The organism is Clostridium tarantellae, assembly GCF_009295725.1.
In the GTDB taxonomy this organism is placed as follows: Bacteria; Bacillota; Clostridia; order Clostridiales; family Clostridiaceae; genus Sarcina; species Sarcina tarantellae.
On the sequence record NZ_WHJC01000010.1, the window covers coordinates 24,335 to 32,580 of the forward strand.

General features: G+C 27.0%; 6 protein-coding genes and 1 pseudogene. All 7 read right to left on the reverse strand.

Annotation, left to right across the window (positions count from 1 at the left end; genetic code table 11):
- Nucleotides 1–250: 250 nt before the first annotated feature.
- A complete protein-coding gene (brxC, locus tag GBZ86_RS01880) occupies nt 251–3,301 on the reverse strand; it encodes a BREX system P-loop protein BrxC (RefSeq protein ID WP_327443630.1) in 3,051 nt (1,016 codons plus the stop codon).
- Nucleotides 3,302–3,431: 130 nt separating this feature from the next.
- Nucleotides 3,432–4,559 (reverse strand): RNA-guided endonuclease InsQ/TnpB family protein, encoded by a 1,128-nt coding sequence (locus GBZ86_RS01885; RefSeq protein WP_327443624.1) that lies wholly within the window; start codon nt 4,557–4,559, stop codon nt 3,432–3,434.
- A gap of 590 nt (nt 4,560–5,149) precedes the next feature.
- Nucleotides 5,150–5,767 (reverse strand): annotated as a pseudogene (locus tag GBZ86_RS01890) (BREX system P-loop protein BrxC); the annotation flags it as partial.
- A gap of 84 nt (nt 5,768–5,851) precedes the next feature.
- Complete coding sequence (locus GBZ86_RS01895) at nt 5,852–6,433, reverse strand: DUF1788 domain-containing protein (RefSeq protein ID WP_152887217.1); 582 nt, start codon at nt 6,431–6,433, stop codon at nt 5,852–5,854.
- 18 nt (nt 6,434–6,451) lie between these two features.
- Nucleotides 6,452–7,048, reverse strand: coding sequence for a DUF1819 family protein (locus GBZ86_RS01900; protein ID WP_152887219.1), 597 nt, complete (start codon nt 7,046–7,048; stop codon nt 6,452–6,454).
- A 240-nt stretch (nt 7,049–7,288) separates the two neighbouring features.
- Nucleotides 7,289–7,576: a nucleotidyltransferase domain-containing protein gene (locus GBZ86_RS01905; RefSeq protein WP_152887221.1), complete on the reverse strand. Its 288-nt coding sequence runs from the start codon at nt 7,574–7,576 to the stop codon at nt 7,289–7,291.
- Nucleotide 7,577: 1 nt separating this feature from the next.
- On the reverse strand, nt 7,578–8,015 hold the full coding sequence (locus GBZ86_RS01910; RefSeq protein ID WP_152887222.1) for an HI0074 family nucleotidyltransferase substrate-binding subunit: 438 nt from the start codon (nt 8,013–8,015) through the stop codon (nt 7,578–7,580).
- Between the last annotated feature and the right edge of the window lie 231 nt (nt 8,016–8,246).

The following is an 8,246-nucleotide window of genomic DNA, read 5'->3' on the forward strand; positions in this document are numbered from 1 at the left end:
CATAAATCCTTTCTTCTTATTTTATTTTTCTTATCTAAAGTTTTATCTTAATAAGATTAACCTATCTTCTTAATTGTTGTTTTTTCCATAAATAGACTATCTTTTTTCCCTTTCCCACTAAACCATTTATTTAGGAATAGACTGTGATAAAAATTGCGGAAGACTGCATAATTATTGCTTTTATAACCTGTAAAGGTTAAAAGTAATAATTCAAGCAGTCTGGAGTCAAATTTTATCACATCATCTTTCTCTAAATCAAGTTTATAATAGTATCTTTATCTAGTTGTTGTTTTAGTTTTGCTCTTAATTGCTCTAAAACTACATTTATATCTTCTTCATTTTTTATAACCTTAGTTCCCTTAACTAACTCCTTAACACTTACATATTTATTAGTAATTTGAGGAGGTTTCGGTGCTTCTGGTTTTTTTGGTATTTCTCCATCTCTTGGAGTACTATTTATTCCTACTGGAACTTTAGGCGTTTCTGTAATTATAGGATCCTTTTCTTTTATCTTCTCTTTTTCAGCTTTTTCTCTTTCAACTCTTGCTTTTTCTAAAATAACACTAATCCATCTTACTCTTGTAGCATCTGCTGCTGATTCTATGGCTGCTATTTCTCCAAAGCTATTTAAGGTTTCTAGCTTTTTAATTATATTATTAAAATCCTCTAATATTCTATTGCTATATTCATCCTTAAAGTTATGTTTATTAAGTTCTTCAAAGACTTCACTTTTATATACTTCTATGGTTTCCTTAACTGGTTTACTTTTTTCTTCTAATAATTCAAAAATCTTATCATTATACTTACCAACCAATACTGGTAGATTAGGTATTTTTTTATAAGGCTCTTTTGAAATTATGATGTCTCTAATAGATTTAACTATTTCTTTTATTTCATCACCAGTTAAATATATTTCATTATTTTTATAGTTATTTAACTTTTCTGCCCCTTCATCAAAGTACTTTTTCTGTGTTCCTTTTTCATCAAAGAATGATTTTACATTAGGTACTTGTTCTGAATAGTCTAGTAAATCATCCTCTAGATTACTTACTTCTTTAAAGAACTCTAAGGTATCCTTTATATTTAATATTTCTTGGAATACTGACTTACCATCTTTTAAGATTTTCTCTCCTGGGTAATGAGTATGAACATTATAATGAACTAACATTCTCTCTATTCTAGTTAACTCTGTTTCACAGGAAGATTTAAAATGCTTCATCATTCTATCCTCATCCTCTGGTAAAGTACTCATATCAAATACATCTTTATATAAATCTTTTAATGCTCTTATATATTTAGGATTAACCTTTTCTCTTTTCTTTAATAAGGTTCTTTCTAAGTATTCTCTCTTAGTAACATAATCAACTACACTTTTATCTTCTGGGGCTATTACCCTATCATTTAATATTATCTTTATTTCTTGCTTTTTAAATAATTCTATTATAAGCGCTTGTATATCCAACTCTTTCCAACCAAATGGTGCTGCTGAGAATTTATTTAAAAGTCCCTTAACTGTTAAAGTAATATTTCTATCTGTCATTTGATTTATATGATTGTCTAATTCTGTTAAAGCTAATTTATTATCTTCTTTATCTCCATCAATGGACATTTGCATAACATTTCTGTTTAATATATCAAATAAATCCTTTGTACTATTAGTAAACTTTTTAATGTAATTTAGTTTAGCATATTTAGAGTGTACTAAAGCTCTTAATCCATCATTTATTCTTTCAATAGGCTTTTTAGATTTAACATCTATTATAGAACTATTTACATAAATCTCTGCCTCTTCTATGGCTAATTCTATTAAATCCTTAGCTCTCTTTAATCTTTCTTCCTTTTCTCTACCCTTTTTAGATTTAATATCCTCTATGGCTTGAGTAGATTTTGAACCACCTTTCACCCTTAAATAGCTTTCTATTTTAAGAGCATTTTCTATTTCTTCTAAGTATCTAGAGTCATTAGATATGTTTATAATTACATTATCTTCTCTTGATGAAAGAAGCTTAAGTTCTGTTTCTGAAGAAGCTCCTACTAAATCAAAGCTTGGAGTAATTACCTTTACTCCTATTTCATTTGATTGTGCTCCTCTTGGAGTAGCGTCTACTATTTGATTGAATGGGAAGTTGTATTCCCTTGAAAATCTAAATTTCTTTTCATTATAAACATCTTCAAATATTATTTCTCCAATTTTTTGAATAACTAAAGCTCCATCCACAGGCATATTTTTTATTTCCTTATTAACATCCTGCTCATCATTAGTAAGGAATATATACTCATCTCCATTTTTTTGAACTAAAGTTTCTCTTATTAATCTATCTAAGGATTCTTTAACTTTCTTTTTAACTTCTACTTTATCTTCATCAATATTACTTATTAATAAAGTAGATAGGTTTTCTAAGTTACCCTTTATTTCCTTAACGTATTTTATAAGGAATAATAATTTAAGTACATCCACATCAAAATCATTTAAACGTGTATTTTTCTTAGCATGAATTATAACTGAATTTATACTTGAATCTAAAAATGTTTCTATGGTATCATAAAAAGCTGAAAATGGTACTAATATTCCACTTTCCTTATTCATATACTCCACACCTATTTGTTGGTATGCACCTAATAAACTTCTTTCCCCTTTAGATAAATGTTTACCTGATGCTCCATGTTCTCTTACACCATTAAAGGTTTTTTGTAATAGATTAAATTGGTATGGTATGAATGGGTATACCTCTGAGAAATCCTGTGCATCCTTATAAAGCTTCATTTCAGCAGTATCTGAAGTGAAGGTTAAAAGATTCTTTATAATAGATTCCTTTTGACCATATAACATTTTTAAATGATCTTCTGCCTGCTCTGTTTTTCTTAATAGACGCTTTTTAATAACTTCATCTACGTTAGCTGAAGAAAGACTTAATCTTGTATTGAACCTTCCCTGTATTTTAGAGAAGTCATTTCCTTTAACCTTTGTAAATTCATCTAAGCCTTCCTGGGAAGTTACTATTACCCAACACTTTCCTTCACAGTAAGTTCCTAAATCCTCTACCACTGTTTGAAGATTTAACATAAGCTGAGTATTATCACCTATATATTGTCCAATTTCATCCACTAGGAAAACTACATGATGATTTTTACCTTTACTTTTTATATATTGTAATACCTTTTTAGCAAATTTCTCTATGCTTATTGAGTAGTTTTCTTCAGCCTTGTTGTACCAATTTCTTGCTCCCTCTTCAGTCATTTTACTAGTTTTACCTAAGGCTTCTATAATAGCATCCGTTGCATAAAATTTATAAAAGTTTATAAATTTACTTTATTTCCTTATTCACAGAACTCCATTTGGCTTAAAGCTACTTTGGTTTGGTGTAGTTCTCCAAAGGCTTAAATTCGGGTACAACGCACCCTACATATTAGTATATTTATCAAAATCACCATTATACTAATTCATAATTTGCAAGATTATATGATGCATTTTTATCTCTATCTATAACTAGACCACAACTACATTTATAAATCCTATCTTTTAATTTCAAGTCTTTTTTTATATTTCCACATATACTACACTTCTTACTAGAAGGATAAAATCTTGGAACTTGAATAAACTCTATACCATTGAACTCACATTTATATTTCATATAAGTTATAAACTTATAAAAACATTGTTCTACAATTACTCTTGATAAATATTTATTCTTCATCATTCCAGATACATTTAAGTCTTCCATAACTACTCTATAAGGATATAATTTAATAATCTTATTAGTAGCTTGATGTATATGATTATTTCTTATATTTGCTAACTTTCTGTGAAGTAACCTTATAACTTTTTCTAACTTGAAAATATTATTAGTTTTCATAAACTGTTTGTCATTTTTATTTGCTTCATATTTTCTTGAAACTTGTCTTTGTAATCTTTTTAATCTTTTCTTTAATCTTCTTACCTTAGAACTTTTATTAATGTTTTTAATAGGTTTATCTAAACAATTAACTATAGCTAAGTGAGATACTCCTAAATCAATACCTACTGATAAATCTTTATTAAGCTTAACTTGGTTTTCGTTATACTCAAATCCAAAAGATAAATACCAGTACCTACCGTCAAAACTACATCTAGGATTTTTATAACTTTTTAATATAGGAATTTTGTAGTTAGTTTTAAACTTAACTTTTCCAATCTTCTCTATATTAATTGTATTTTCTAATATAGTCATAGCATCATTTCTTACATAAAAGCTAGTTCTGCTTTTTCTTTTAGATTTAAATTTAGGATAATCTGATTTCTTATTAAAGAAATTTTTAAAAGCAACTCCTAAATCTAAAAATACTTGAGCTAATGCTTGACTGCTAACTTCTTTTATCCACTTATAATCTTCATTTTTTTTAATAGTATTGTTAAACTCTTTTTTAATTTCAAGATTATTAGATTTTAAACCTTGCTTATAGAGTTCACTCCACCTATTTAATCCCCAATTATAAGTAAATCTACTACATCCTACTGTTTTAAATATTAATATTCTTTGCTCTTCTGTAGGTAAAAGTCTTATTTTTATTGATTTAATCACTATTCTCACCTCCTTATAACATAAGGTATCCAAAATACTTACATATTATAAGGTGTATGATAGATGATTTAAATATAAAAAGATCACTAATAATATAATAGTAATTTATACTTTTATAAACTTTATGCTATTCATATAGACACGCTACTATCTATACAGTTCTCTTATGAACTTCTCATACTTTCATATGAGCGTAGACTATATCATCACCTAATCGGTGTCCTCCACTTCCACTATCAAAAGCTTATAGTGTACTGGCTTTACGCCATAGTCGTTGAAGTTTCCCCTATTTAGGGCTTACCTGCTGATTGCCTATTATTACAGCACTTAGGATTTAACCTTATGCTATCTAATGAATTTTTTCTACTTTCGTAACATTCACGCTTAGTTTTATTTCATACCTACGTTGTAGTTTCATTAGCTTTAAGGGTTTCCAGCAATTCAAAGGATTTTGGATGGTCTTTATATTTATACCACCACTCCACACTCTTTACGAATGTGGGAGGCTATCAACTATTTTCTAAGTTAAAGGTTATAAAACTCAATATCAGTTTATAGCCTTTTATAACTTACTTGTAACAGTTAGTTACCTCTTCATAGTAAAAATCTTCTCTTCCATCTTCCCATGTCTTACCTGAAGCATGGTGAAAGGCTTCTTTAAAGTTATCATAACACCCATCTTCAACTAATTGTCTTTCAAGTTCTGCAAGCCATGGCATTGAACCACTAAAGCCTTGCATTTCATTAAATACCTTATTAAATACAGTTACAATAGCTGATTTATCTGACTTAGAGTCTGAATCTGCCTTTGAATCTATGTTAAATAATATTACATCTGAAGTTATGTCTCCAGTTTGCTTCATATTAGCTAATGTAAAATTATCTAATCCCTTATCATCAAAGTATTCTATGGCTTTTTTATCATCTATCTCTTTATTATCTAAAAGGTATGATAATATTTTTAACAAGTGAGATTTACCTGAACCAAAGAAACCAGATATCCACACACCCATTTTATCAGTATGACCAAAGATTCCTTTATTGTATGCCTGAAAGAAAGTCTCTATATGTTTATTTAATTGTTCTGTTACAACATACTCTTCTAATTCTTGCTTTATATTCTCTTCTTCTTTTTGACCTACTTTAATAACACCTTTTATATCTCTATCAATGTTCTTATAAAACATTTCTTTAATTGGGTAATGCATTTTTATAAGTCCCCCCTTTTATGTATTTATTTTATGTTAACATTATAATTTTTTTATCATAATTTTATTATAACATTTTTCTTACTAATATTTATCTACCAAAGCAAATGCTCTATAATAATGGTCATCCTTTAATTCATTAAATAACATTAAAGTTCCCCCATCATAAGTTCCTGGAAAAAACATTACTAGTGGTATTTTTTCTATTTCTTTATGAAGATTATTTAATATAGTATGAGATCTTATAATAGGCCATGCTTTTCCTACGCCTGTTAAAAATACCATATCACTATCTTCCATTTTATCTACTATATATTTAACAATTAAATCATTATTTAAAGTTAATCTTAAAGCTTTTTTTGTAGCATTAATTACAAAATCGCTACCTTTTTTCTCTTCCATTACAAAGTTCTTTTCTAAGAAGCCCTTTGACTCTAAAATATCTATTATAGAATCATATAAATCTATTTCTAATATCTTTAATCCATGAGCATTTAAAACTTTTTCTTTTATAAATTTAATATTTTCTCTTATATACATTTCATACTTTGGATCATAATCAAAAATATAAAATCCAACTTCATTACCTAACCCTTTATTCTCTCTAAAATAAGGTTCTGTTATCTTAGGTAATATTTCATCTATTCTTTCATAAATATTTTTCATAATTAAATTCCTTCCATACTAATTATTTAATCCTTGTAAAGCAATAACATATGCCTTATCTCCAATAGTAGTTAAACAATGTTTAATATCCTCATCAATAAAAGGTACACTTATTTCTCTATCCTCTCTTATTGAAGAAATAAGACCACTTTCAAATAATATTTTTACATAAACAGTTCTTAACTTTTTCATAGTGGATTCACTCCACTTAGCAATCTTTTCACTTTCTTCTGTTTTGATTTGAAAGAACATATTTATGTCTTTATCTCTTATATATAAATCTCTTAATAAAACTTTTTCTCTATATACTTCATTTACAAATTCAAAAAACAATCTATTACTTTTCATAATAACATACACTACTAAAAGCTTAGACATTGATAAGCCTCCATTAGCAATCTTTTCAATTATAAATTCATCTATATCTTTTAATCTTCCTATTATAGCTGAAACTATTTCTTCTCTTCTATACTCTTTTTCAAATTGAAAGATATTTTCCTCAATTGCTAGATTCTTTATTTCCTCTACACTTTTCCCCTGGCTCATAAGTGTTGCTACCATTTTAGTTTCCTTATATAAGTATGGTCTAGATGTCATTCCTGCACTGTATTCCATATTTTTTCTCCTTTCTAGGCCATTTTTCAAATTAAATTGTATCATATTTCTTACATATTTTTTATGTGTTTTTTATATGATATACTTATTTTTATACTTATAATCAGAAAAAATACTAGTAACAGCTTTTAATTACTGTACTAGTATTAGTTTACCTTATAATTTAATTTTTTGTGTTTGCTATAAGCATACATACTATTTTTCTCATTAATTTTATAAGTTCTAATGAAGTAAAATACTTTAATTACTATAAATCTCTATTCCATCTCTCTCTATTTGCACTTTTATTTCGTCATTCATACTATCTAAGAAAACAATATCTAAAGAATATACTCCAACAATTTCATCTAAGTCTTCTGCTGTAGTTCCTTTATACTTTTTATCGCATAAAATTCCAATATCTATGTCAGAATTATACTTATTAGTTCCCTTAGCTCTAGAACCAAACAATACAACTTTTTTTATATAATCCTTATTTTTAAAATAGCAAATTAAGTTTTTGTATACTACTTCTTCTATTCCATACATATTACAATCTCTCCATTGATATCTTATTCAAAAGCTTTTCTATAGCTTCTATATATCTCTCTATTATATAATTTTTTATTGCTTCATAATCTTCTTCATCATATATATGCGCACTGGAATTTCTTGCACGTAATATATCATTCCAAACAATCATATCTTCTATTAATCCATCTTTAAATGCTTGTTTATAACACCCTCTAGGGCTATTTATTTCAAGTCCATCTGCTTTGAAAACTTTAGATAATAATTTCCATGTTAAATCTTCTAAAGTTTCATACTTCTTTATTATGGAATCTCTATAAACTTCTAAAGTTACCTCATCTGGATTTTCTAATTTTTCATAATTTTCCTTTATATTTTTTAAGTGAATAAGCATTCTATACGTATAATTATATGTTAGTTTAATTGATTCATCATATTTATCTAATATACCATTCATTTTAATCGCTCCTAAGTTTTTTAAATCTAAATTAAATTTATATCCCTAAAGTCTAGTTTACATACTTTATTATACCATCGGAGTATTAAAATATAAATTATTTACACTAGTGTTTAATCTTTGGATTCAAATACCATTGACAAATTTTAATTAGAAAAAAGTTTATAAATTACCAAAAATTTAGACGTGAAAATAGCCGGTAACCTTTGTTTTAATATAATTACCAAAAAC